This is a genomic window from Guyparkeria sp. SB14A (assembly GCF_005096345.1).
In the GTDB taxonomy this organism is placed as follows: domain Bacteria; phylum Pseudomonadota; class Gammaproteobacteria; order Halothiobacillales; family Halothiobacillaceae; genus Guyparkeria; species Guyparkeria hydrothermalis.
In genome coordinates this window covers 1-26,218 of sequence record NZ_SWAW01000022.1, presented here as the reverse complement: position 1 = coordinate 26,218, position 26,218 = coordinate 1, and the positions used below count along the sequence as shown (strand labels likewise).

The following is a 26,218-nucleotide window of genomic DNA, read 5'->3' as shown; positions in this document are numbered from 1 at the left end:
CCCTCGATGGCGGGGCGACGCGCCGCGCCGCCCGGGTGGCTGATCGGCATGACCGGTCGACGGCCCGACGATCAGAACAGGTTCTCGATCACCTCGCGCGAGGTGCCGGACGCGGCCGCCGCGTCCTCCTCGGGCAGACTCGCCTGTGGATTGGTGGCATCGAAATACTCGCGGATCGCACCGGGGTGCCCCTCGGGAACCCGCTTGCCCGTGTCGGGATCGATCCATGCCGTGACGATACCCTCTGGCGGCTCCTCGGGCTCTGCCGCCGGGGGCAGCACGTCGCCCATGAAATCGATCCACATCGGCAATGCCGCCTTGCCACCGGTCTCGCGCCGCCCCAGCTCGCTGTTGTCGGCAAACCCGACCCAGGCGACGGCCACCCAACCGGGCCCGAAGCCGGAGAACCAGGCATCGCGCTGGTCGTTGGTCGTGCCGGTCTTGCCACCGATGTCCTCGCGTTGCAGCGCACGCCAGGCACGCACCGCCGTACCCTCGCGCACCACGCTTCTGAGTCCGGAACGCATCAGAAACGCGTTCTGCGCGGTGATCACCCGCGGTGCAAGGCTCGGGTCGGCCGTGTCGGCCGGGCAGTTGTCACACAGGCTGACCGCCGGGTGCGAGTAGATGACGCCGTCGTCCGGGTTATCCACCTCGGTGACGAGGAACGGGCTCACGCGATAGCCGCCATTGGCGAACACCGCGAAGCCGGCCACCTGGTCCAGCGGTGTCAGGGTGTAACTGCCCAGGGCCATCGACAGGGTCGGCTTCCACTCGTCCACCGGCAGGCCGAACCGCCCGGCGTAATCGAGCACCGCCGGCGTGCCGACGGCCTGGGCCAGACGGATGGACACCAGGTTCACCGAACGCGTCAGTGCCTCGCGCATGCGCCGCATGCCACCGAAGCTGCGACCGTAATTGCTCGGGCGCCAGTCGATCCCCTCGCGCACCCCGTCTTCCACGACCACCGGCGAATCGTTGATCATGCTTGCCCAGGTGAACCCTTGGTCGAGGGCCGCGGAATAGAGGTAGGGTTTGAAGCCCGAGCCCGGCTGGCGCTCGGCGCGCGTGACGTTGTTGAATTCGCTGTCGTGGAAGAAATCGAACCCGCCGACCATGGCCCGAATGGCGCCGCTCGACGGGTCGAGAGCCGCGAATGCCCCGGTCACCTCCGGGATCTGCGCGAGCCGGTAGGCGGTGCCCTCCTCGGACTCGGTCGGCTCGACGCGGATCAGGGCGCCCCGCTCGAGGACGTCATCGACCGCCTTGGGCTCCGGCCCGCAGCGATCGACGTCCCGGTACTCGCAGGCCCAATCCATCGCCTCGAGCCCCAGGTTGATCTCGCCGGCATCACGCACCAGCACACGCGCCTCGTTCGCATCGACCGCCAGCACCACGGCCGGGAGCAGCCCGCCGACCCGATCGGTCTCGGCCAGCTGCTCGTCGAGCGCCTCGCGATCATCGAGCCACTCGCTCCAGTCGGCCTCGGGACCGCGGTAGCCGTGACGGCGGTCGTAATCGATCAACGCACGCCGCAGGGCGCGGGTTGCCGATGCCTGGGCCTCGGGATCGATGCTCGTCTGCACCGCGATCCCCATTTCGTAGGCCTCCTGACCGTACTCCTCGACTAGATCCCGACGGGCCATTTCTGCCGCGTAGGGCGCGCGGGTGACCACCTCGGCCGAGGTGTACAGGCGTCCCGGCAGGGGTTCGTCGATCGAGCGGTCGAAGGTGGCCTGGTCGATCTGGCCCAGCTTGAGCATGCGCCCGAGCACGTAGGCGCGGCGGGCCAGCGCCCGCTCGGGGTCACTGACGGGATTGGTGGTCGACGGCGCCTTGGGCAGCGCGGCGAGCATGGCGGCCTCGGCCACCGTCAACTCGGGCAGGTCCTTGTCGAAATAGACCTGGGCCGCCGCCTTGACCCCGTAGGCACGATGCCCCATGAAGATCTTGTTGAGATAAAGGGCGAGGATGTCTTCCTTGCTGAAGGCCCGATCGATCTTGATCGCCAGCAGGATCTCGTAGAGCTTGCGCGTGTAGGTCTTCTCGCGCCCCAGATAGAAGTTGCGCGCGACCTGCATGGTGATGGTCGAGCCACCCTGCGACTTCTCGCCGGTACGTACCAGTTCGATCGCCGCGCGGGCGAGGCCGAGGAAATCCACCCCGACGTGTTCGAAGAAGCGATCGTCCTCCGCGGCAACGAAGGCATCCACCACCACCGGCGGTATCTCGTCGAAGGAGACCGGGAAGCGGCGCTGGTCGCCGAACTCCGCCATCAGGCCGCCTTCCCGGTCGTGGATGCGCATCGGCATCTGGTAGCGCACCTCGCCCAGTTCATCGACACTCGGCAACTGGGTGTTGTAAATGTGATACAGCGCACCGACGCCGGCAACTGCCAAAATCAGGCCCAAACCAACCAGATAGAAAATAATCTTGATAAGCTTCATTCGAATAGAGAGAAAAAAGGCCCAGTGACCGTTGTTGCGAGCACGCCCCGGCGCCGTTGTCGACAAGCGCGACGGTTATGCCATAGGATGCATCTCTGGGAGACAAGGTGCGTGTGTGCGAAACCTTAACGCACGCTCAAAAGGAAGGGAATGACCGTGCCACTATTCAGCGCTAAACCCGCTCGCCTCGGGGTCGACATCAGCTCGACCGCCGTCAAGCTAATTCAACTGGAAAAACGCCGCGGTGGTTATCGCACCACGGCATTCGCCATCGAACCCCTCCCGCAGGGGGCCGTTCAGGGCAAGTCGATCACCGACACGGAGGCCGTCGCGGACGCGCTGACACGGGCGGTGCGACGCGCCCGCGTCAAGGGCCGGCACGTGTGTATGGCGGTACCGACCTCCTCGGCCGTCAGCCGGGTGTTGCATATCGACAACCCCGGTGACGAGTTCGAGCTCGAGGAGCAGGTCCGACTCGAGGCCGACCAGTACATCCCCTTCCCGATCGACGAGGTCAACTTCGACTTCGAGCCGGTCCAGACCGACATCCTCGGCAAGCAAAAGAAGCGTCGCGCCGGCGAGACCGAGGGCGTCGACGTCCTGATGGCCGCCACGCGAACGGATAACGTCGATAGCCGGGTGGCGGTGGCCGAAGCGGCCGGGATAATCGTGGACGTGGTCGACATCGAATCCTTCGCCCTGCAGAACGCGTTTACCGAGATTCTGGGTACGACACTTACCCCCGAGGAACGTTCCCAGCCGGTCGCGGTGTTCGATCTCGGTGATACCACCACGACGCTGAGCATCTTCGTCGGCGACGACATCGTCTACACCCGCGAGCACGAGGGCGGCGGCCAGCAACTCACCAGCGAGATTGCCGCCCAGTACGGGTTGAGCCTCGAGGAGGCCGAGGAGCGCAAGCGCGACGACAGCCTGCCCGAGGACTACCCGCGCAAGGTGCTCCAGCCCTACCTCGATTCGCTGGCAATGAACGTCGAGCGGTTCATCCAGTACTACTACTCCGAATCGAGCGGCAGCACCGTCAACCTGATCCTGCTCGGTGGCGGCGCGGCCAACACCGCCGGCGCCGTCGAGCGCATCAACAACGAGACCGGGGTACCGACCCGGCTGGCGAATCCGTTCGCCGCACTCGCCAAAGGACCTGGCGTGTCCGCCGAGCAAATGGCACGGCACGGCACCGCAATGCTGATCGCCTGCGGGCTTGCGTTAAGGAGCTTCGACTGATGAGACGGATCAACCTACTCCCCTGGCGCGAGGAACGGCGCCAGAAGCGGCAACGCGACTTTGTCGTCCACCTCGTGCTGGCCGCCCTGGTCGCCGTCGGCGTCGCCTTCGGCATCCACACCGTCATGCAGTCGCAGATCGAGAACCAGCAGGCCCGCAACGCCTACCTCGAGGACGTGATCAAGAAGCTCGACCGCCAGATCCAGACGATCAACGAGCTCAAGCAACGCAAGGCCGAGCTGACCGCGCGCATGCAGGTGATCGAGAAGCTCCAGTCCAGCCGACCGACCATCGTGCACCTGGTGGAAAACTTCGTCACCACCCTGCCCGACGGCGTGCAGCTGACCGACATCACGGTGACCAACGACGAAAAGATCAGCCTGCAGGGCAAGGCCGACGCCCAGGCTCGCGTCGCGGCCTACCTGCGGCGACTCAACAGCGCCGACTACATCGGCAACGCGAGCCTGGTGGGCTCGGGCATCCTGGCCGAGGGATCGGACCAGACCACCGATGCCGGTCAGTACGTGTTCTCGATCGAAGCGAAGATCACGCCGCCCAAGGAAGACGACGCGGACCAGGAGAACTGAGCCATGGATCTCAACGAACTGAGAAATCTCGATTTCCAGACCATCGGTCTGACCTCGCTCGGCACGCGGCTGGTCATCTTCGCCTTCGTGTTCGTGCTGATCGTCGGCGCGGTAATCTACTTCGACACCCTGCCTCAGAAGGAACTGCTCGAGCGCGAACAGCGCGAGGAGCAATCCCTGCTGCAGACCGTCGACCAGAAGCAGCGCCTGGCGGCCAACCTCGAGGCCTACCAGGCGCAGATCAAGGAAATGGAAACCCGCTTCGGCGAGCTGCTGCGCCAGCTGCCGAACAAGCGCGAAGCGGAGAACCTGATCGACAACGTCGCCCAGACGTCGCTATCCAACGGCCTCAAGAACGAGCAGATCCGTCCGGGAAGCGAGGTCAAGCACGACTTCTATGCCGAGATGACCTACCACCTCTCGCTGCGCGGCACCTACCGTGAGCTGACCCAGTTCGTCAGCGACACGGCCAACCTGCCGCGCATCGTGACCCTGCACAACCCGGCCTTAAAGCCGCGGGACGCGAACGCCATGGACGACGATGCCGAGCGCGAATTGACCATGGGCATCCAGGCGAAGACCTACCGTTACCTCGAAAGCGGTGAGCAAGGAGGCGGTCAATGAACATGGACCACAAGCAACGCGGCCGGACCCGACTCGACCTGGCTCGACTCGGGCTGATCGGCTCCGGGCTGCTCCTGGTCGGCGGCCTCGGTGGCTGCGCCCAGGACATGAGCGACCTCAAGCAGCAGGTCGCCGAACTGGAGGCCCGGCCGGGCGGCAAGATCGAGCCGATCCCGGAAATGAAGCCCCTGCCGAAATACGCTTACAGCGTGCCGGAGGAGGCCCGGACGCCGTTCATGCCGCCCAAGGAAGACGACGTCGACGACGGCGACGGCCTCAAGCCGGACGTCGATCGCCCGAAGGAACCGCTGGAGCAGTTCCCGCTCGACGCGCTCGCCATGCGCGGCATCATCAATCGCCAGGGCAACACCTACGCCCTGATCCGCGACGGCAACGGCGTCATCCACGAAGTGATGCTGGGCGACCACATGGGCCGCAACTACGGCGAAGTGATGGAGATCGGCGAGACCAGCGTCACGCTGGAGGAAATCGTGCCCGATGGACAGGGTGGCTGGAGAAAACAGACAACGGTCGTCAAGTCTCAGAGCGGCCGGAGCTAAATGATGGGAAGCAGCGATATGGACAACCTCAAGAAACCTTCACGCCTGAGCACGGGACTGCGTCGAGGGCTTGGCCTCCCAGCCATCACCATGGCCGCCGCACTGGCACCGGCCCTGGCCCTGGCCGGCGATCTCAACGAGATCTCCTACGACCGCAGCAGCGATGGCACGGTTCAGGTGCATTTCAACCTCTCCGAGCCGCTGGCCGGCGAGGCGGGCAGCTTCAAGATCGACAACCCGGCCCGGGTGGCAATCGATCTGCCGGACGTGGACAACCAGACCGGCAGTCGCCAGACCGAAATCGGGCTGGGAGCGGTGAAGTCCGTCATGCTTGCCGAGGCCAATGGCAAGACCCGCGCGGTCTTCAACCTCGACCAGTCGGTGCCGTACTCCATCGACCAGAACGGCAACCGGGTCACGGTCTCCTTTAACCAGGCGCGCCAGGCGACGACCACGGAGAGTGGCCTGGCCGTCACCGACCGGGGCAGCTCCGACGCCACGGCCATGGATGCCGGCCAGCCGATCGACTTCCGCCGCGCTTCGAGTGGTGCCGGCCGTTTGCTGCTGGACGTGGGCAGCACCGACGCGCCCATGGACATCAAGCGCCAGGGCAGCCAGATCGTCGTGCGCCTGCCGGGCACCCGCCTCGAGGAAGGTGGCTACAACGTCAACGACTTCGCCACCCCGGTCGAGCGCGTCGACGTGCGTCGCGAGGGCAACGGCAGCCGCGTCACCCTCAAGACCAAGGACGCCGGCGAGCACCTGGCCTACCAGACCGGCAACCGCCTGGTGGTCGAGGTCCAGCCGATCCCCGAGGAAGAGCAACGCACCTCGCTCGGCAAGAAGGAATACACCGGCGAGCGCCTGACCCTGAAGTTCCAGGACATCCAGGTCCGCCCGCTGCTGCAGCTGATCGCCGACTTCACCGGCAACAACATCGTGGTCAGCGACACCGTTCAGGGCTCGATCAGTCTCCGCCTGGAGAACGTGCCCTGGGACCAGGCGCTCGACCTGATCATGACCACCAAGGGCCTGTCCTCGCGCGAGAACGGCAACGTGATCTACGTCGCGCCCACCGACGAGATCGCCGCACGCGACAAGGCCGAGCTGGCCGCCCGCGAGCAGGCCCAGCAACTGGCCCCTCTGATCACGGACATCATCCAGATCAACTACGCCAAGGCCGACGACATCGCCACCCTGGTACGCCAGAGTTCCGGGCTGGGCGAAAGCGCGGGCGAGAAGAAGAGCGACGGCAACTTCCTGAGCCGCCGCGGCTCGATCACGGTCGACTCTCGCACCAACACCCTGATCGTCACGGACACCGGCGAGGCACTCGATCGCGTGCGCGGCCTGATCACCCAGATCGACAAGCCGGTCAAGCAAGTACTGATCGAGACGCGGATCGTCATCGCCACCGACAACTTCTCGCGCGAGCTGGGGATACGTTGGGGTCTGAAGGCCGGTTTCAACCGAGCGGGCAGCACGTTCGGTATAGGATCAACGTCACCGACAATCAGCAGCCAAAGTCCGCTACCGACGGACGGGACCGGTCAAACGGTCACCGGCGGCGATGGCTGGATTGTCAATACGCCGGTAGGTGGGACCGAGACAGGCGCGCTCGGGCTGGCCATTCTCGGGTCGAATGTGCTGCTCAACTTGGAATTGCAAGCATTACAATCCGAAGGTAGAGGGAAAATCGTCTCCAATCCGAAGGTGTTGACAACCAACGGGCATACGGCGGTAATTTCGCAAGGTGTGGAAATTCCCTACCAATCGGTAAGTGCGACCGGGGGCGCAGCAATTGCCAATACGCAGTTCAAGGAAGCTATACTAAAAACCGAGGTCACACCCCAGATTACGCCGAACGACAACGTAATAATGGATATCTTGGTTCAAAAGGACGAGCCTGGGCAGCCATTGACACAAGGCGGCCAGCCGCCGATCAACACCCGCGAAGTCCAAACCAAGGTGCAGGTACAAAACGGCCAGACCGTTGTGCTAGGTGGCATCTACGAGTTTGAACAATTGGATGACGTTAGAAAGGTTCCGTTCTTTGGCGACTTGCCGGGACTCGGAAACCTTTTCAAGAGTCGCCTTGAGGATAACTCGCGCTTCGAGTTGCTGATCTTCGTCACGCCGAAGATCGTCGACCGCGACAACCTCGCGAACCACAACCGGGGCGTGCTGATCAACAACTGATCATGCCGTTCGCCCCCAATGACCAACCCCGCCTCGGCGGGGTTTTTCGTTTGCCCTGTCGGTATAATCGGAGCGCATGCGCAACATCATCCTGATCGGCCCGATGGGGGCCGGAAAAACGACCATCGGTCGAATACTGGCCAACCGCCTCGGCTGGCAATTTCACGACTCCGATCGCGAGATCGAAAAACGTACCGGGGCGAGTATTCCGCTGATCTTCGACATCGAGGGCGAGGCCGGTTTTCGTGACCGGGAACACGACATGCTCGCCGACCTCACTGCGGGCCAAGGCATGGTGCTCGCCACGGGTGGCGGGGCCGTGCTGCGCGAGGACAACCGCAAGCTCTTGCGGGAAAACGGCCTGGTGGTCTATCTCTTCACCTCGGTGGAACGCCAGTTCGAACGCACCCAGCACGACACCCAGCGCCCCCTGCTGCAGAACGGCGACCGCCGCGCGACCCTGCAGCGCCTGATGGACGAGCGCGACCCGCTCTACCGCGAGACCGCCCACGTGGTGCTGGAGACCGGCGGGCAGACGCCGCGGGCGATGGCCGATCGCATCCTGGCGGCAAGCCGTCAGAACGGGCTCGAGACCGACGACAACCCACGCGGTTGATGTAGACTTCGCACAGGTCGCCCCGGGATGAATCGCCCCCGGGGCCACACGCCCCCCTCGACGGGGAGCGCCATCTGACGAACCGCAGCCGACAGGGCACCGATCATGACCGATCCCGCCTCCTCCACCGCGCAACCCACCACCGTGAACGTGGACCTGGGCGAGCGCAGCTACCCGATCTTTATCGGTGCCGGGCTGATCGATGGCGACGAGCTTGTACCGTTCATCCCCTCGTCCCGTGCGGTGATCGTCAGCAACGCCACCGTCGCGCCGCTCTACGCCGAGCGTCTGACCCAGGCCCTCGAGGCCGCCGGCAAACGCGTCGATCTGATCGCCCTGCCCGACGGCGAGCAGTACAAGAACCTCGAGACGCTCGAGCGCATCTACGATTTCCTGATGGAAAAGCAGGCCGACCGCAAGACCACGCTGATCGCCCTCGGCGGCGGCGTGATCGGCGACATCACCGGGTTTGCCGCGGCAAGCTTCCAGCGCGGCGTGCCCTTCATCCAGGTCCCCACGACGCTGCTCGCCCAGGTCGACAGCTCGGTCGGCGGCAAGACCGGCGTCAATCACCCGCGCGGCAAGAACATGATCGGCGCGTTCTACCAGCCGCGCTGCGTGCTGGCCGACACCGCCAGCCTCGACACCCTCCCCGACCGAGAGCTTTCCGCCGGACTGGCCGAGATCATCAAGTACGGCCTGCTCTGGGACGAGGATTTCCTCGACTGGATCGAGGCCAACGTCGACGCGTTGCGCCAGCGCGACCGCGGCGCACTGACCGAAGCCATTCGTCAGTCCTGCCTGATCAAGGCCGAGATCGTCCGTCAGGACGAGCGCGAAGGCGGCATCCGCGCCCTGCTCAACCTGGGCCATACGTTCGGCCACGCCATCGAGGCCGGCATGGGATACGGACGCTGGCTGCACGGCGAGGCAGTCGGTGCGGGCATGTGCATGGCCGCCGATCTCTCCCATCGCCTCGAGCTGATCGACGCGGCGACCGTCAAGCGCATCGAAACCTTGATCGCCTCGGCCGGTCTACCCACGCGGGCACCGGCCGAGCTGTCGACCGAGCGACTGCGCGAGCTGATGGACAGCGACAAGAAGGTCGAGGACGGTCGCCTGCGACTGGTGCTGCTGGGCCGACTCGGCCAGGCACGCCTGGTCGATCGAGTCGACGACGAGGCCATCCGCGCCACCATCGAGGCGACGCGCGCGACCGCCTGACCACCCCCATTCCCCGATTCAAGCAACGAAGGATGCTGCCATGACCGAAGCGACGGAACACGCCCTGGAACAGGCCGAACGAATCGTCCAGTACGCCAAGTACTCCGACCGGTTCATGGTGGTGGAGGGGGACTCGGCCGCCGAGCGGCGCGCCTTCGTCAAGCTGATCGGCCAGAAGCTGCCCCGCCAGGTCCGCCCGGTGGTGTTGCGTGCCGACAGCGGCAACGGCTCGGCCGCCCTGATCGACCAACTGAGCACCCTGCTGCAACTGTCCGCGGGCATCGAGACGATCGACCAACTGATCACTGCGGCCACGGCCGCGCTCGAGGGGCAGGATCGACTCCTGATCGTGGTCGAGAACGCCGATCACTGGCTGGCATCGAGTGCCGCCGACGCCCTGTTCGACCTGATCACGCAGTCGCACGAGCTGGCCCGCGAACGCATCCTGTTCCTGCTGGTCGGCGCTGCCGGCCTTTGCGAGCAGACCGAAACGGCTCAGCCACTCGCCGGACTGGTCGCCGACCTGCACTGCGTCCAGCTGCTCGGCACCACCCAATCGGGTGCCGCAACCAGCGCGGCCACCGCGGCAGGCACGAGTGCCGCAGCCGACGCGCCCAGCGAGTCTCCCCGCGTCGAATCCGCCTCGGCGGCGGGACGTGGTCACGACGGCCCGCGACCAACCCCGGCCAATCGCCCGATCTGGACCAGCCCGACCCTGCTGATCGCCGCGGTCATCAGCATCGCCGTCGTCGCCATTGGCGTGTTCGCCCTGCTCGGCCGGTCGGATGATCCCACCCAGTCGAGCAGCGAGCGCGCGATCGCGCTGGACGAGTCGACAGAGCAGACCGGTCAAGCCGCGCCGGCCGACACGGAGAAAACCGAGCGGGAAACGACTGACGAGCCGACCGACAGCGGGAGCGCAAGCGGTGCGGACAGCCAGACCGAGGAGGCGCCCGCCAGCGAAACCGACACCGCCGCGCTGCCCGATCACGGCCTGCCGCCGCACGTGCCGTTCCCGGACGAAAGCACAGACGAGGCCGAGGCATCCGGCACCGCCGAGGTCACCTCGAGCGACACCGCGGCCACCGAACCGACCGATGGCGGCGACTCCACCGAGGCGGGCGAACGGGCCGCCGATGCGACCACGACCCCGGTAACGGAGGACGCCCAAGGCACCGCCGCGTCCACGCCGCCGACCGACGTGGACAACGCCTGGTTCCGTGATCAGCCGCGCGCCCGGGCGGCGATCCAGCTGGCTGCCTTCGGCAAGCTCGAGGGGGCCGAGTCGATGATCGAGCGCTTCGCGACCGACGAGCAGCCGCGCGAGCAATGGCGCATCTACACCCAGGCGGTCAACGGCAAGGTCCTCTACACCGTGACCTTCGGCGATTTCGCCTCGGCCGAGCGCGCCGCGCACGCGATCGACGCCCTGCCGACCGCCCTGCGCGATCTCAAGCCCTACCCGCGCTCCGTCGGGGCGATCCAAGACCGACTCACCGACCCCGCAAGCTGAGGGGCCTCGCGGGACGGCCGCCAGGCAAGCCGCGCCACGCCGTCTCCGACACGTCACCCGCCCGCCCCGCGGCGATGACGTGCCGGCGCCCCGATTTGCCTGATTCCTGCCGGGCCGGTAAAATTCCGGCCCATTTTGCCCAAATCCCCCGGATACGGGCGCCCATCGAACCACGGTCGGCACCTGGGCTGTTGGCGCATGCATGACACTGCGCGCCGGCGGCACGGCCGGGCCACCAAGCCGAGGGCGGGATGAGCGTCGCTCGCCCGGCAAGCCGGAAGAATCCAAGAGGTTGCGCAACTCATGAGCCAAGCCCCCACCCAAGGTCTGTACCACCCGAGTTTCGAGAAAGAGAACTGCGGCTTCGGCCTGATCGCCCACATGGACGACCAGGCCAGCCACGGCCTGGTATCGACCGCGATCGGTGCGCTGGCTCGCATGACCCACCGCGGCGGCATTTCCGCCGACGGCAAGTCGGGCGACGGCTGCGGCCTGCTGCTGAAAAAGCCGGACGGCTTCTTCCGCAAGGCGGCAAGCGCCCAGGGCATCGACCTGCCCGAGATCTACGCCATCGGCGTGGTGTTTTTCTCCCGTGACGAGGCCAAGCGCGAGCGCGCCCGCGAGGCGCTGATCGGCGCGATCGCCGAGCAAAACCTCAACCTCGCCGGCTGGCGCACCGTGCCGACCGACCCGTCGGTACTGGGCGAGATGTCGGCGGAGAAGCGTCCGGAGATCGAGCACCTGTTCATCACCCCGACCGAGGGCATGAGCGAGGCCCAGTTCAACGCGGCCCTGTTCGTCGCGCGCCGGGATGCCGAGAACCTGATCCAGGACGACCCGGACTTCTACATCCCCTCATTGGCCAGCCAGGTGATCTCCTACAAGGGCCTCCTGATGCCCGAGGACCTGCCGCGCTTCTACAAGGACCTCAACGATCCGGAGCTGGAATCGTCACAGGCGGTCTTCCACCAGCGCTTCTCGACCAACACCTTCCCCGAGTGGAAGCTGGCCCAGCCGTTCCGCTACCTCGCCCACAACGGCGAGATCAACACCATCCGCGGCAACCGCAACTGGGCGCTGGCGCGCGCGGCCAAGTTCTCCTCGCCGCTGATCCCGGACATGAACCGCATTCAGCCGCTGGTCAACACCACCGGCTCGGACTCCTCGTCCATGGACAACATGCTCGAGGTGCTGATCACCGGCGGGCTGGACATGATCCACGCCATGCGCCTGATCGTGCCGCCGGCCTGGCAGAACGTCGAGCACATGGATGCCGACCTGCGCGCCTTCTACGAATTCAACTCCCTGCACATGGAGCCCTGGGACGGCCCGGCCGGCATCGTCATGACCGACGGCCGCTTCGTCGCCTGCGCCATGGACCGCAACGGCCTGCGCCCGGCGCGCTGGGTGATCACCAAGGATCGCCACATCACGCTCGCCTCCGAGATCGGCGTCTGGGACTACGCGCCCGAGGACGTGGTCAAGAAGGGCCGCGTGCGCCCAGGCCAGATGGTCGCCGTCGACACCGGCGAGGGCGAGCTGATGCTGCCGCCGGAAATCGACGGGCGCCTCAAGGGCCGCAAGCCCTACCGCCAGTGGCTGCGCGAGCAGTCCGTGCGCCTCAAGCACTCGGTCGCCGACGAGGAAGTGCTCTCGCTCGAGCCGATGGACGCCGACACCGTACGCACCTACGAGAAGGCCTTCCTGCTCTCCTTCGAGGAGCGCGACCAGGTGATCCGCGTGCTGGCCGAGAACGGCCAGGAGGCGATCGGCTCGATGGGCGACGACACGCCGATGGCGGTGCTCTCCCAGACCCAGCGCTCGCTGTTCGACTACTTCCGCCAGCAGTTCGCCCAGGTCACCAATCCGCCGATCGACCCGCTGCGCGAGGCGGTGGTCATGTCGCTGGAAACCCTGATCGGCCGCGAGCGCAACGTCTTCGAGGAAACCCCGGAGCATGCCCATCGCGTGCAACTGGAAAGCCCGATCCTGACCCCGGCGCGCTTCGAGGCCCTGACCAAGCTTGCCGACAAGGAATTCTCCTCGCAGCGCATCGAGCTCAACTACGAGCCGAGCGAGGGCCTGGAGGCGGCCGTCCGTCGCATCACCGACGAGGCCGTTGCCGCCATCAAGGGCGAGCACACCGTGCTGGTGCTCTCCGACCGGAACATCGCCGCCGACCGCCTGCCGGTCCACGCCCTGCTGGCCACCGGGGCGGTACACCACCGCCTGATCCAAGAGGGCCTGCGCACCGACGCGAACATCGTGGTCGAGACCGGCACCGCGCGTGACTCGCATCACAACGCCGTGCTGATCGGCTACGGCGCGACCGCCGTGTTCCCGTATCTCGCCTTCGAGTCGATCAACGACATGCGTCGTCGCAACCAGATCGACGTCAAGCAGGCCGACAAGCTCGCCAGCAACTACGTCAAGGGCATCAACAAGGGCCTGAAGAAGATCCTGTCGAAGATGGGCATCTCCTCGATCGCGAGCTACCGCGGCGCCCAGCTGTTCGAGATCATCGGTCTGGCCGACGACGTGGTCGATCTCTGCTTCAAGGACACCACCAGCCGCGTCGCCGGCGCGCGCTTCGTCGATCTCGAGGCCGACCAGAAGATCCTGATCAAGGAGGCCTTCACCAAGCGGAAGCTGCCGCGCCAGGGCGGCCTGTTGAAGTACATCGACGGCGGCGAGTACCACGCCTACAACCCGGACGTGGTCCAGACGCTGCAGAAGGCGGTCAAGGAAGACGACTACACGGCGTGGGAGGAATACGCCGCCCACGTCAACGAGCGCCCGGTGGCCGCCTTCCGCGACCTGTTCCGCCTCAAGGAAAACGTCAATCCGATCCCGCTGGACGAGGTCGAGTCGATCGAATCGATCGTCTCGCGCTTCGACTCGGCAGGCATGAGCCTGGGCGCGCTCTCCCCCGAGGCGCACGAGACCATCGCCGAGGCGATGAACCGCCTGGGCGCCCGCTCGAACTCCGGTGAGGGTGGCGAGGACCCGGCGCGCTTCAACACGCCGAAGATGAGCAAGATCAAGCAGATCGCCTCGGGCCGCTTCGGCGTCACGCCGCATTACCTGGTCAACGCCGAGGTACTGCAGATCAAGATCGCCCAGGGCGCCAAGCCCGGCGAAGGCGGCCAGCTGCCGGGCCACAAGGTCGACGAGTTCATCGGCAAGCTGCGCTACGCCCGCCCGGGCGTGGCGCTGATCTCGCCGCCGCCGCACCACGACATCTACTCGATCGAGGATCTCGCCCAGCTGATCTTCGACCTCAAGCAGACCAACCCGCAGGCGCTGGTCTCGGTCAAGCTGGTCTCCGAGCCGGGCGTGGGCACCGTCGCCGCCGGCGTGGCCAAGGCCTACGCCGACCTGATCACCATCTCCGGCTACGACGGCGGCACCGGCGCGAGCCCGCTGACGTCGGTCAAGTACGCCGGCTCACCCTGGGAGCTCGGCCTGACCGAGGCGCACCAGACCCTGCGCGCGAACGACCTGCGCGACAAGGTCCGACTGCAGACCGATGGCGGTCTCAAGACCGGTCTGGACGTGGTCAAGGCGGCCATCCTCGGCGCCGAGAGCTTCGGCTTCGGTACCGGCCCGATGATCGCGATCGGCTGCAAGTTCCTGCGCATCTGTCACCTGAACAACTGCGCCACCGGCGTCGCCACCCAGAACAAGGTGCTGCGCCTGGAGCACTTCAAGGGCGAGGTCGACAAGCTGGTCAACTACTTCCGCTTCATCGCCGAGGAGGCGCGCCACCTGATGGCAAGCGTCGGCGTGCGCTCGATCGAGGAGCTGATCGGCCGCACCGACCTGTTCGAGCTGCGCGAGCCGGCCACCGACAAGCAGCGCCACCTCGATCTCTCCAAGATCCTGTCGGATGCCGGCATGGTCTCGGATGCGCCCAACTGCTGTGTCGCGCCGCACAACGACCCGCACGACAAGGGTCTGCTGGCCGAGAAGATCGTCAAGGAGGTCATGCCGGCGATCGAGGGCAAGACCGGCGGCGAGTACAGCTACCCGATCCGCAACACCGATCGCTCGATCGGCGCGCGGGTCTCGGGCGAGATCGCCCGTCGTCACGGCAACCAGGGCATGAACGATCACCCGATCACGCTCCGGTTCACCGGCATTGCCGGTCAGAGCTTCGGCGTATTCAACGCCGGTGGCCTGCACCTGGAGCTCGAGGGCGATGCCAACGACTACGTCGGCAAGGGCATGGCCGGCGGCGAGATCGTGATCTACCCGCCCAAGGGCAGCAGCTTCGCCACCGCCGACACGCCGATCATCGGCAACACCTGCCTGTACGGCGCGACCAACGGCAAGCTCTACGCGGCCGGCCAGGCCGGCGAGCGCTTCGCGGTGCGCAACTCCGGTGCCCAGGCGGTGATCGAGGGCTGCGGCGACCACGGCTGCGAGTACATGACCGGCGGTGTCGTCACCATCCTCGGCTCGACCGGCATCAACTTCGGTGCCGGCATGACCGGCGGGTTTGCCTACGTCCTCGACGAGACGAAAGACTTCGTCGACCGCTACAACCACGAGCTGGTGGACATCCACCGCCTGCAGGCCGCCGAGCTCGAGCCGCATCGCCAGCACCTGCGTTCGATCATCGAGGAGCATGCCCGCCGCACCGACAGCGCGCGCGCCCACCAGATCCTCGCGGACTTCGACGCCTACCTGCAGAAGTTCTGGCTGGTCAAGCCGAAGGCGATGGAAATCGGCGACCTGCTCGACCTGCTCGAAAAAGCGGCGTAAGCCGATGCGCGGGCCCCATCTGGCTCGAGGCATTCTCAATCCGGGACCGACCACCCTTCCCGGGGTGGTCGGTCTTGTTCTTTTCGGGCGCGGAGGCACGTCGTGAGTCGCATCCCGGAAGCCTTCGTCGAGGAAGTCGTCTCGCGCTCGGACATCGTCGAGGTGATCGGCGCGCGTGTGCCGCTGAAGAAGAAGGGCAAGGAGTTCGCCGCCTGCTGCCCCTTCCACCAGGAAAAGACGCCGTCGTTCTACGTCACCCCGGACAAGCAGTTCTATCACTGCTTCGGCTGCGGGGCGCACGGCAACGTGGTGGGCTTTCTGATGGAATTCGACCACCTCGACTTCCCCACGGCCATCGAGCATCTCGCCGGCCGGCTGGGCCTCGAGATCCCGCGCGAGAAGGGCGACCAGGAGAAGCTCGACCGGATCGGGCGGTTGCGCCAGGTCACCGCCGCGGCCAGCGACTGGTTCCGCGGCAACCTCAAGCGCTCGCCCGAGGCGATCGACTTTCTCAAGCAACGCGGCCTGACCGGTGAGACCGCCGCCCGGTTCGCACTGGGCTTCGCCCCGGCGGGCAACCACATCGAGGCGGCCATGGGCGGCCGGGCACGCCCCGAGGAGCTGGTCGCCACCGGGCTGCTCATCCAGCGCGACAACGGCGACCGCTACGATCGCTTCCGCGGCCGGGTGATCTTCCCGATCCGTGATCCGCGCGGCCACGTGATCGGCTTCGGTGGCCGGGTGATCGGACCGGGCGAGCCCAAGTACCTAAACTCGCCCGAGACCGAGCTCTTCCACAAGGGCTATGGCGTCTACGGCCTGTACGAGTCGCGCCAGGTGAACCAGCGCCCCGACCAGCTGATCGTGGTCGAGGGCTACATGGACGTGATCCTGCTCGCGCAGAACGGCATCCCGCACGTGGTCGCGACCCTGGGCACGGCCACCACCGCCGAGCAGATCGACCTGCTCTACCGGCAGACCGAACGGCTGGTGTTCTGCTTCGACGGCGATGCCGCCGGTCGGCGCGCGGCGGTCAAGGCCCTCTCCGTCGCCCTGCCCCTGATGCAGGACGGCCGCGACCTGCGCTTTGCCTTCCTGCCCGACGGCGAGGACCCGGACAGCTTCGTGCGCGCCCACGGCCAGGCGGGGTTCGAGCGGTTCGTCGAGCAGGAGGCACTGGGGTTCGATCGCTTCATGACCCTCCACCTCGACGAGAGCATCCCGGGCGACGACACCGCCGCGCGGGCACGCAAGAACAAGCAGGCGCACCAGCTGATCGAGCGCATGCCGCCGGGCAGTCTAAAGCGGCTGACCGCGCGTCAGGTCGATCGCCACCACGGCCTGTTCGGGCGCCCGTTCCGCGAGGAGAACCAGCCGACCGGGCCGACGGCGGCCAAGCGTCCCCCGCCGTCACGCTCGGAGGAGCACGCCATCTTGCGACTGGCGCTGACCCACTCCCGCCTGACCGAGCGGCTGCGCCCGGCCGAGGTCTGGCACGGTGGCCAGCCACCGGCCGTGATCCAGCGCCTGCTCGACGGCACGTTGACGGCCGAGGATCGCCGGATCGCCGAGGCGCAAAACCTGGTCGGCATTGAAAACCCGGAAATCGCCGCCACCATGCTGGGAGACATCCTGGAGAAGCGGCGCCAACGCGAGGCACTGGCCGAAAAGAAACGGCAGCAGCGCGCCAATCTGGCCGGCGGCCACCCCCCGACCGACTGACCGCACGATGGACGAAATGCCCGCAAAGCGGTATAATTTCGTGTTCCTCAACGGGAACGCCCGAATCATCAGCTAGTCTAGGGGAAACTCTGCACGATTCGATGACGTCTCTGCGGGACCTCCAAGGGCCCCAGATGCAAGGCGCAGTCCGCCGTGAAGGGCCGTCGCCCTTTACAAGGGCTGCAACGCCGCAGATGGGCCCTTGGAGGCCCGCCCGGACGGGGCTCGCGGGTTTGCCCGCACTCGGCGTTGCCGTCCCTTGACGGGCAACGAGCCCGTCTTCGGTCCGGCGCCTTGATTGCGAACAAACCCGCAAGCCAGAGATGCCATCGAATCGTGCAGAGTTTCCCTAATCGACCGGCTCGTCGGGCCACCCCGCGCGAGGCCCGAACGTCTCCTCGCGCCGCCAGAATCCACTGACGCGGCCCGCTCGTGACCGGGCGGCCCGTGCTCGGCGCCTGCACTCCCGCGGCGCGACTTTCAGACGTTTTCACCGAATTGCCGGAGCAGGTTCCACGCCGATGCAGCAAGACCAACAAACCAGCATCAAGCAGTTGATCGCCCTGGGCAACGAGCAGGGTTACCTGACGTACGCCGAGATCAACGACCATCTGCCCGAGTCGCTGGTCGATGCCGAACAGATCGAAGTGATCATCGGCATGATCCAGGACATGGGCATCCACGTGGCGGAAACACCGCCGGACAAGGATGACCTGGGTCTGTCGGACGAGCAGCGCGTATCCAACGACGACGCGGCCACCGAGGAGGCCGTGGCCGTGCTCGCCTCCCAGGTGGACGCGGAGTTCGGCCGCACCACCGACCCGGTGCGCATGTACATGCGCGAGATGGGCACGGTCGACCTGCTCAACCGCGAAGGCGAGATCGAGATCGCCAAGCGCATCGAGGAAGGCCTGCGCGAGGTCACTATCGCAATGGCCGCCTTCCCGCCGACGCTGGACACCCTGCTCGCGCAGTACGCCCGCGTCGAGGCCGAGGAGGTCAAGCTCGCCGACGTGGTCGTCGGCTTCCACGTGCTCACCGACGATATCCCGACGCCGGGCGGCAACAAGAACGACGACTCCGACGACGAGGAAGAGGAAAAGGACACCGGCATCGACGTCGAGGCCGTGCGCGCGGTCATCATGGACCTCAAGGAGCTGCACGAGAAGCGGCACGCGGTCGCCACCAAGAGCCGCAAGGCCAAGACCGACGCGGCCAAGATCAAGGCACTGACCGACCAGATCGCCGACCAGCTGATCACCCTGAAGCTCAACCCGAACTTCAACGAGCGGCTGGTCAAGCAGGTGCGCGACGCGATCGCCCGCGTGCGTCTCTTGGAAAAGCAGATCATGCAGCAGGCGGTCGAGAAGGGCGGCATCAAGCGCGAGACCTTCATCCACGCCTTCCGCGGCCACGAGACCAGCAACGAGTGGATCGCCGAGGTCACCAAGGGCAAGCCCACGGCCAAGTTCGCCGCCGTGCAGCCGGAGATCGAGCGCCTGGCCAAGCGCCTGGCCACCGTCGAGCGCGACAGCCAGCTGCCCGTTTCCGGCATCCGCGAGGTCAACCGCCAGGTCACCCTGGGCGAGGCCAAGGCCCGCCGCGCGAAGAAGGAGATGATCGAGGCCAACCTGCGTCTGGTCATCTCGATCGCGAAGAAGTACACCAACCGCGGCCTGCAGTTCCTCGACCTGATCCAGGAAGGCAACATCGGCCTGATGAAGGCGGTCGACAAGTTCGAATACCGCCGCGGCTACAAGTTCTCGACCTATGCCACCTGGTGGATCCGCCAAGCGATCACCCGCTCGATCGCCGACCAGGCGCGCACCATCCGTATCCCGGTGCACATGATCGAGACGATCAACAAGTTGAACCGCATTTCCCGGCAGATGCTCCAGGAAATGGGCCGCGAGGCCACCCCGGAGGAGCTGGCCGAGCGGATGGACCTGCCCGAGGACAAGGTCCGCCGGGTGATGAAGATCTCCAAGGAGCCGATCTCCATGGAGACGCCGATCGGCGAGGACGACGATTCCAGCCTGGGCGACTTCATCGAGGACCAGGGCGCGGTCTCGCCGCTGGACTCGGCCACCAACGCCTCGCTGTCCGAGATCGTGCGCGAGATCCTCTCGACGCTGACCCCGCGCGAGGCCAAGGTGCTGATGATGCGCTTCGGCATCGGCATGAACACCGACCACACCCTCGAGGAGGTCGGCAAGCAGTTCGACGTCACCCGCGAGCGCATCCGTCAGATCGAGGCCAAGGCACTGCGCAAGCTGCGTCATCCGTCGCGCTCGGAAAAGCTGCGCAGCTTCATCGACGCGAAGATGGAATAATCCTCACCCCGGGTCGGCACCCCACCGACCCCGGTGGCATCCGCCACCCCTGCCCGGGCCCATAGCTCAGTTGGTTAGAGCAGGCGACTCATAATCGCTTGGTCGCAGGTTCGAGCCCTGCTGGGCCCACCAAATCCAGGCAAGCGGTCGACCGGCACGACCCGTCCGAACCGACCACGCCCTCCATGACACGACACGAAGGCCGCCCGGCATCCCGGCGCGGCCTTTTTCTTGTGCCGCCAACGGCGCATTTTTCCCGCACACATCACCGCGCCCATCGCCATGCAGCCAGCCGGCGACGGCGGCCGGATCAAGCCGTCTTCATGTTTTGCCCGCCACACGATTAGCTAACCAACTCACTTGATCCCCGCCAGGAAATTCTTTATCGCGGCACCCTGGCATGGGGTCTACACTGCGCCTGTCATGCGCGGTCAACCGGAAGCGGCCCGACCGTCGCCTGACCACGACAAGAATCGAAAACGACAAGAACCAAATCCCATCCAAGGAGATAGAGCGCCATGCTTATTGCAAGCCTGATCATCGTGGTGATCGCGCTGGTGTTCGCGACAGCAAAACTGCGCATGCACCCCTTCCTGGCCCTGTTGCTGGCCGCCTTCGCCATGGCCCTCGCCGGCGGCATCGCGCCCAAGGAAGCCGTCAGCATCATCAACGACGGCTTCGGCGGCACGCTGGGCTACATCGGTATCGTCATCGCGCTGGGCACGATCATCGGCGTGATCCTCGAGCGCACCGGCGCGGCCATCGTGATGGCCGAGGCGATCATCCGCCTGCTTTCCGACCGCTTCCCCAACTTCACCGTCTCCCTGATCGGCTACATCGTGTCGATTCCGGTGTTCTGCGACTCGGGCTACGTGATCCTCAACTCGCTCAAGAACGCCATGGCGAAGAAGACCGGCATCTCGGTGGTCGCCATGAGCGTGGCGCTGGCCACCGGCCTGTTCGCCACCCACAACTTCGTGCCGCCCACGCCGGGCCCGATCGCCGCGGCCGCCAACCTGGGCATTGCCGATTCGCTCGGCCTGGTCATCCTGATGGGCCTGCTGGTCGCCGCCGTGACCGCGATCGTCGGCGCGCTGTGGGCCAGCCGCTACTCCGACCCCGCCAATGAGGCCGAGCTGCTCGAGCCGGACCCGATCAGCGAAGCGGTCGGCGAGGAGATCGAGGAGCCGGAACCGGACATGGCCCATCGGCCGTCGACCCTGGCCTCGTTCATGCCGATCATCGCCCCGATCGCGCTGATCTGCCTGGGCTCGATCGCGAGCCTCGCCACGCGTGACGCCGAACCCGGCTTTGTCGCTGACTTCTTCATCTTCTTCGGCCAGCCGGTCGTTGCACTCGCCATCGGCGTGATCTTCGCGCTGACCCTGGTCAAGGGCGGCGACAAGAAGGATCGCTTCCACCAGATGACCGTCGACGGCATCCTGCTGTCCGCGCCGATCATCCTGATCACCGGCGCCGGTGGCGCATTCGGCAACGTGCTGCGCTCCACCCCGCTGGGCGACCAGCTCGGTGCGATGCTGACCGGCCTCGGTCTGGGGCTGTTCGTGCCGTTCATCATCGCCGCGGCGCTCAAGTCCGCCCAGGGCTCGTCGACCGTGGCGCTGGTCACCGCCTCCACCCTGGTCGCCCCGCTGCTGCCGGACCTCGGCTTGGATTCGGACATGGGCATGGTCCTGGCCGTGATGGCCGTCGGCGCCGGCGCGATGACCGTCTCGCACGCCAACGACAGCTTCTTCTGGGTGGTCTCGCAGTTCAGCCGCATGAAGGTTTCCACGGCCTACAAGACCTTCACCACGGCGACCCTGCTGCAAGGCATCAGCGCCATGATCACGATCTACATCCTGGGGCTGATCCTTGTCTGACGACTTGCATGTGGTCCTCTGCCCGGACAGCTTCAAGGGCAGCCTGGAAGCCGACGCCGTGGCAGCCGCCATGGCGCGCGGCGTTCACGCGGCCCGCCCTAAGGCGCAGATCCGCGCCCTGCCCATGGCCGACGGCGGCGAAGGCACCGCGGATCTGATCACGCACACGCTGGGCTGGGAGTGGCACCTGTCCGACGTCCATGGCCCGTTCGGCACGCACCTGACCGCCGGCTGGGGTTTCGATCCCGCCAACCGGCGGGCGGTGATCGACGTGGCCTCGGCCTGCGGGCTCGACCTGGTTCCCGCGGATCGTCGCGATCCGTGGCAGCTCGACAGCCGTGGCGTGGGTGAACTGATGCGCTCGGCGATGGATGCCGGCGCGCGTCACCTGCTGATCGGCCTGGGCGGCAGTGGCACGGTCGACGGCGGCGCGGGCATGCTCGCCGCCCTGGGTGTGCGCTTTCTCGATGCCGACGGACAGGCACTGGATGCGCACCCCTTGGCGCTGCGTGCCCTGGCACGGGTCGATTTCTCCGCGCTGGACGCGCGCCTGGCGGAGGTCGAGATCACGGTGCTCAACGATGTCGACAACCCGCTGACCGGCCCGCACGGGGCCAGCCCCGTGTTCGGTCCGCAGAAGGGTCTGGCCGAGTCGGAGATCGAGGCGATGGACCGTCACCTCGAGCGGCTCGCCGGCTGCATCGAGACCGCCGGTCACCTCGAGCGCCCGGTGGACACCCCGGGCGCCGGGGCCGCCGGCGGGCTCGGCTTCGCGCTGGACTGCGTGCTGGGGGGCACGGCACGGATGGGTGCGGCCTACATCGCCGAGCTGATCGGCCTGGACGCGGCCATCACCGAGTCCAACCTGGTCATCACCGGCGAGGGCCAGATCGACGGCCAGACCTCGCGCGGCAAGGTGGTCGCCGAGGTGGTGCGCCGTGCCGGACGACTGGAGGTGCCCGTGATGGCGATCGCCGGCAGCATCGCCTGCAGCGAGGCGGAACTGACCGCCTTCGGCCTGGCCGACGCTCGGGCACTCTGCGACGGCTCGACCTCGCTGGAGCAGGCCATGGCCGAACCGGCCCGCCTGATCACCGCCCGCACGCAGGCCCTGATGCAGGATTACCTCGCGCGCACCGGGTAAGCGGCGCAAGCGCCGGTCAAGAGGACAACCCAGACGACAAATCCCCCGGCCAGCCGGGGGATTGTTTTGTGCGTCACGATCGACCGGGAGCGCCCCGGCCGCGACACGCTAGCCGTCGAACCCGGCCAGGGTGAGCTTGCCGATCACGTGTCTACCCTCCAGCGCCCGGTGCGCGGCACGCAGGTTGTCGACGTTGATCGCTCCCAACACCTCGTGCCGCGTGGTCCGCAGGCGTCCCTCGTCGAGCAGGCGCGCCACCGTGTCGAGGATCTCGCCCTGCCGCCCCTTGTCCGGGGTGTCGAACCGCGGGCGGGTGAACATGTACTCCCAGAAGAACCCGACGCTCTTGTCGCGCAGTTCGTGGAACGGCAGCGGCGTCTTGTTGCCGATGATGCTGGCCAGCCGGCCCTGCGGGGCGACCAGTTTCGCCATCGCGGGGTAATGTCGGTCGAGGTCGTTGAAGCAGGCGATCGCCGGGATCGACTCGATGCCCCGCTCGGCCAGCTGCGCCGGGAGATCGCCGAAATGGTCGACCACCTCGTCGGCGCCCAGATCGAGGCACCACTGGCGCGACTCGGGCCGCGAGGCGGTGGCGATCACCTTGAGCCCGGCGACGTGGGCCAGCTGGATCGCCATCGAGCCCACCCCGCCTGCACCGTTGATCAGCAGCACCGGGGTGCCGGCATCCTCGCCGTCGGGCGACAACCCGAGCCGGTCGAACAGGGTTTCCCAGGCGGTGAGTGCGGTCAGCGGCAGGGCCACGGCGTCGGCCGGCTCGGTGCCACGCGGGGCGTGACCGACGATCGCCTCGTCGACCAGCTGGAATTCGGCGTTGCTGCCCGGCCGGCCGATATCGCCGGCGTAGAACACCACGTCGCCGGGACGAAAGCGCGTGACCTTGGCACCCACCGCATCGACCACGCCGCAGGCATCGAAACCCAGCACGCGCGGGGCCGGATCGGCCCGGTTGTCGGGATGATCCGGATCGGGGTGACGCGGTGCGCGCACCTTGGTGTCCACCGGGTTGACCGACACGGCCTCGACCGCCACCCGCAGGTCCGTCGGTCCCGGCTCGGGCACGGCCAGCTCGTAGGCCTCGAACGCCTGCTCGTGGTCGATGGGCAAGTGACGGTTGAATCCGATCGCTTTCATGCGATTTCCTCCTTTTCCGGTATCTCGAACACCGCCACCGGTGCGGCGACCTCCACCACCCGCCAGCCGTGGAGGGCCGCCAGCCACTCGAAGGTCCGGGCGCGAAAGAAGATCACGTGGGTGGGGTCGCGCCAGTAGTGCCAGTTCGAAAAGCGCGCGGCCTCCGGGGCAAACCCCGTTTGCACGATCAAGCAACCGCCCGGTCGCAGCAAACGGGCAATCCGGTCGAATACCGCCCGTGGCCGATGCAGGTGCTCGACCGTTTCGGTACAGGTGACCAGATCGTAGGCCGACGCGCGCAGCGGGGTCTCGTCCGGGGCGAACAAGGGATCGTAGCCCACCATCGCCGCGCCCGCCTCCCGAGCCACCGCAACCAGGGCCGAATCCGGGCCGCAGCCGAAATCCAGCGCCGCCACGCCCGGGCCAAGCCGGGCGGTCATCCGGTCGATGCTCGGCGCCAGGAAGCGCCGGTAGCCCGGGTCATCGGCGCGATTCTCGTGCAGCTGGTAATGCGCCTGCTCGGCCGCCCGATCCGGCCAGGCACTCGGGTCACGTACCACCAGCTCGCAGCATGGGCACTCGAGGAAGGCCAGTGGCCGCCCGCCCTCCTTCCTGCCGGCCCTCACGGTCGCGAAGGGCGACAGCCGGGCCTCGCAAAGCGGACAGGCCTCGCGCATGTCAGGCGGCGAAGGTCGTGCTCAGCAGGTAGGCGGTATAGGCGACGAAGGCGACCAGCAACACGCTGCCCTCCAGCCGGTTGATCCGGCCCGGGCCGCGAAAGCCGTAGGCGAAGAGGAACAGCGCCAGAGTGAGCGCGCCCATCACCAGCATGTCGCGCGTGAATACCTCCGGTTCGGCGACCATCGGGTGGATCACGCCGGCCAGGCCGACCACGCCCAGGGTGTTGAACAGGTTCGAGCCGATCACGTTGCCCAGTGCGAGATCGTGCTCGTTCTTGCGGATCGCGGCGATCGAGGAGGCCAGCTCCGGCAGCGAGGTGCCGATCGCCACCACCGTCAGGCCGATGACCAGGTCCGAGACGCCAAAGAACTGCGCGATATCCACCGCGCCCCACACCAGCAACCGGGAACTGGCCACCAGCAGCAACAGGCCGATCGCCACCCAGATCAGGGCCTTTTTCAGCGGCATGGGGTGGGCGACCAGCTCCTGCTCGACCTCGCCACCCAGGGCGTCGACCTGCCCGCGTCGGCCCTGGTAGATGTTCCAGCCGAGCAGGGCGACCAGCAGCACGAGCAGCACGGCGCCCTCGACGCGGGTCACCTCGCCGTCGTAAACCTGCAAGGCGGCCACGGCCGTGACCGCCAGCAAGATCGGCATCTCGCGACGGATCACCTGCGAATGCACCGCGATCGGCGCGATCACCGCCGTCAGGCCGAGGATCAGCGCGATATTGGCGATGTTCGAACCATAGGCGTTGCCCAACGCGATGCCGGGACTGCCATCCAACGAGGCCATGACCGAGACCACCAGTTCCGGTGCCGAGGTACCGAATCCGATGATCACCATGCCGATCAACAGGGGCGACATCCCGAGGTGCTTCGCGGTCGCCGCCGCGCCGTCGACAAATCGATCCGCGCTCCAGACAAGCAACACCAGCCCCGCCAGGACTGCCAACACAGGCATCAACATCGCCATTTCCTCGCTTCGAATCGTTTGGTGGTCGTTTAGGGAAACTCTGCACGAATGCCATACCGCTCTGCGTGCCCTGCGGAGACTGGCATTCGTGCAGAGTTTCCCTGGGGCGGCACTTTACTGCAGAACGCCCACCGGGGTGATGGCGAGCCACGCCACCCACCCTATGTTGCGAATCATTCCGGTTTGCATCCGCCTTCGCGATTCACTACGCTGCTCGCTCCATTACGTCGCCGAGTCACCATGACCCACTCTCGCCTTACCCGTCCGCGCCACCTGGTCTGGCTTGCGGGCGCCGTTACCAGCCTCGTCCTGCACGGCCTGATCGTCTGGGCCCTGCTGACGTGGACGCGCGACGACGACGTCCTGATGGCGGCCAATCGGGGCGGCGGCGAGCCGGTCGAGGCGCAGTGGGTGGACCTGAGCGAGACCACGCCCGCCCCGCCCTCGCCGGCCAAGTCGACGCCCCCCCAATCACGTCCCCATGCCGACGCCCACCGCCGGACGCCGAGCAGGACGCCGGAGCCGCAGCAGACCGACCGCAGCCCA

Annotated in this window: 18 protein-coding genes and 1 tRNA gene; 15 read left to right on the top strand and 4 right to left on the bottom strand. The window is 66.7% G+C overall.

The window, feature by feature from the left end; genetic code table 11:
- Positions 1–71 precede the first annotated feature (71 nt).
- Positions 72–2,399: a PBP1A family penicillin-binding protein gene (locus FAZ79_RS08800; protein WP_169303654.1), complete on the bottom strand. Its 2,328-nt coding sequence runs from the start codon at positions 2,397–2,399 to the stop codon at positions 72–74.
- A 198-nt stretch (positions 2,400–2,597) separates the two neighbouring features.
- Here FAZ79_RS08800 and pilM point away from each other — a divergent pair, with 198 nt between their 5' ends.
- From pilM to FAZ79_RS08730, 14 genes are all read left to right on the top strand, one after another.
- Positions 2,598–3,692 (top strand): type IV pilus assembly protein PilM, encoded by a 1,095-nt coding sequence (pilM, locus tag FAZ79_RS08795; RefSeq protein ID WP_136867604.1) that lies wholly within the window; start codon positions 2,598–2,600, stop codon positions 3,690–3,692.
- Positions 3,692–4,279, top strand: coding sequence for a PilN domain-containing protein (locus FAZ79_RS08790; RefSeq protein WP_136867603.1), 588 nt, complete (start codon positions 3,692–3,694; stop codon positions 4,277–4,279). Before pilM ends, FAZ79_RS08790 begins: the two co-directional genes overlap by 1 nt.
- Before the next feature lie 3 nt (positions 4,280–4,282).
- Entirely contained in the window at positions 4,283–4,903 is a 621-nt protein-coding gene (locus FAZ79_RS08785) for a type 4a pilus biogenesis protein PilO (RefSeq protein WP_136867602.1), read from the top strand.
- A complete protein-coding gene (locus FAZ79_RS08780) occupies positions 4,900–5,463 on the top strand; it encodes a pilus assembly protein PilP (RefSeq protein ID WP_136867601.1) in 564 nt (187 codons plus the stop codon). The genes FAZ79_RS08785 and FAZ79_RS08780 overlap by 4 nt, the downstream gene beginning before the upstream one ends.
- 3 nt (positions 5,464–5,466) lie before the next feature.
- Positions 5,467–7,662: a type IV pilus secretin PilQ gene (locus FAZ79_RS08775; RefSeq protein ID WP_169303653.1), complete on the top strand. Its 2,196-nt coding sequence runs from the start codon at positions 5,467–5,469 to the stop codon at positions 7,660–7,662.
- Between the two features lie 76 nt (positions 7,663–7,738).
- Positions 7,739–8,278 (top strand): shikimate kinase AroK, encoded by a 540-nt coding sequence (gene aroK, locus FAZ79_RS11730; protein WP_136867599.1) that lies wholly within the window; start codon positions 7,739–7,741, stop codon positions 8,276–8,278.
- Positions 8,279–8,383: 105 nt separating this feature from the next.
- A complete protein-coding gene (aroB, locus tag FAZ79_RS11725; RefSeq protein ID WP_136867598.1) occupies positions 8,384–9,502 on the top strand; it encodes a 3-dehydroquinate synthase in 1,119 nt (372 codons plus the stop codon).
- Between the two features lie 40 nt (positions 9,503–9,542).
- Positions 9,543–11,015, top strand: coding sequence for an SPOR domain-containing protein (locus tag FAZ79_RS08760; RefSeq protein ID WP_136867597.1), 1,473 nt, complete (start codon positions 9,543–9,545; stop codon positions 11,013–11,015).
- 303 nt (positions 11,016–11,318) lie between these two features.
- A complete protein-coding gene (gene gltB, locus FAZ79_RS08755; RefSeq protein ID WP_136867596.1) occupies positions 11,319–15,782 on the top strand; it encodes a glutamate synthase large subunit in 4,464 nt (1,487 codons plus the stop codon).
- Between the two features lie 102 nt (positions 15,783–15,884).
- Positions 15,885–17,504 carry a DNA primase gene (gene dnaG, locus FAZ79_RS08750; protein WP_136867595.1) on the top strand — a complete coding sequence of 540 codons (1,620 nt, stop codon included), beginning with the start codon at positions 15,885–15,887 and terminating at the stop codon, positions 17,502–17,504.
- Between the two features lie 497 nt (positions 17,505–18,001).
- Positions 18,002–19,837: an RNA polymerase sigma factor RpoD gene (gene rpoD / locus FAZ79_RS08745; protein WP_282097235.1), complete on the top strand. Its 1,836-nt coding sequence runs from the start codon at positions 18,002–18,004 to the stop codon at positions 19,835–19,837.
- Positions 19,838–19,892: 55 nt separating this feature from the next.
- Positions 19,893–19,969, top strand: a tRNA-Ile gene (locus tag FAZ79_RS08740).
- Positions 19,970–20,355: 386 nt separating this feature from the next.
- Positions 20,356–21,720 (top strand): GntP family permease, encoded by a 1,365-nt coding sequence (locus tag FAZ79_RS08735; RefSeq protein ID WP_136867593.1) that lies wholly within the window; start codon positions 20,356–20,358, stop codon positions 21,718–21,720.
- 10 nt (positions 21,721–21,730) lie between these two features.
- Positions 21,731–22,864 (top strand): glycerate kinase, encoded by a 1,134-nt coding sequence (locus FAZ79_RS08730; RefSeq protein ID WP_282097234.1) that lies wholly within the window; start codon positions 21,731–21,733, stop codon positions 22,862–22,864.
- Positions 22,865–22,972: 108 nt separating this feature from the next.
- Here the strand turns inward: FAZ79_RS08730 and FAZ79_RS08725 are convergent, their stop codons facing one another.
- From FAZ79_RS08725 to FAZ79_RS08715, 3 genes are read right to left on the bottom strand one after another with little or no spacing between them, the layout of a single operon-like run.
- Positions 22,973–24,016: a zinc-binding alcohol dehydrogenase family protein gene (locus FAZ79_RS08725; protein ID WP_136867591.1), complete on the bottom strand. Its 1,044-nt coding sequence runs from the start codon at positions 24,014–24,016 to the stop codon at positions 22,973–22,975.
- Complete coding sequence (locus FAZ79_RS08720) at positions 24,013–24,693, bottom strand: class I SAM-dependent methyltransferase (RefSeq protein ID WP_136867590.1); 681 nt, start codon at positions 24,691–24,693, stop codon at positions 24,013–24,015. Before FAZ79_RS08720 ends, FAZ79_RS08725 begins: the two co-directional genes overlap by 4 nt.
- 1 nt (position 24,694) lies before the next feature.
- Positions 24,695–25,666 (bottom strand): calcium/sodium antiporter, encoded by a 972-nt coding sequence (locus tag FAZ79_RS08715; protein ID WP_136867589.1) that lies wholly within the window; start codon positions 25,664–25,666, stop codon positions 24,695–24,697.
- A gap of 246 nt (positions 25,667–25,912) precedes the next feature.
- Between FAZ79_RS08715 and FAZ79_RS08710 the strand changes: the two genes are divergently transcribed.
- The coding region (locus FAZ79_RS08710; RefSeq protein ID WP_211238825.1) for a hypothetical protein at positions 25,913–26,218 on the top strand (306 nt) is incomplete at its 3' end.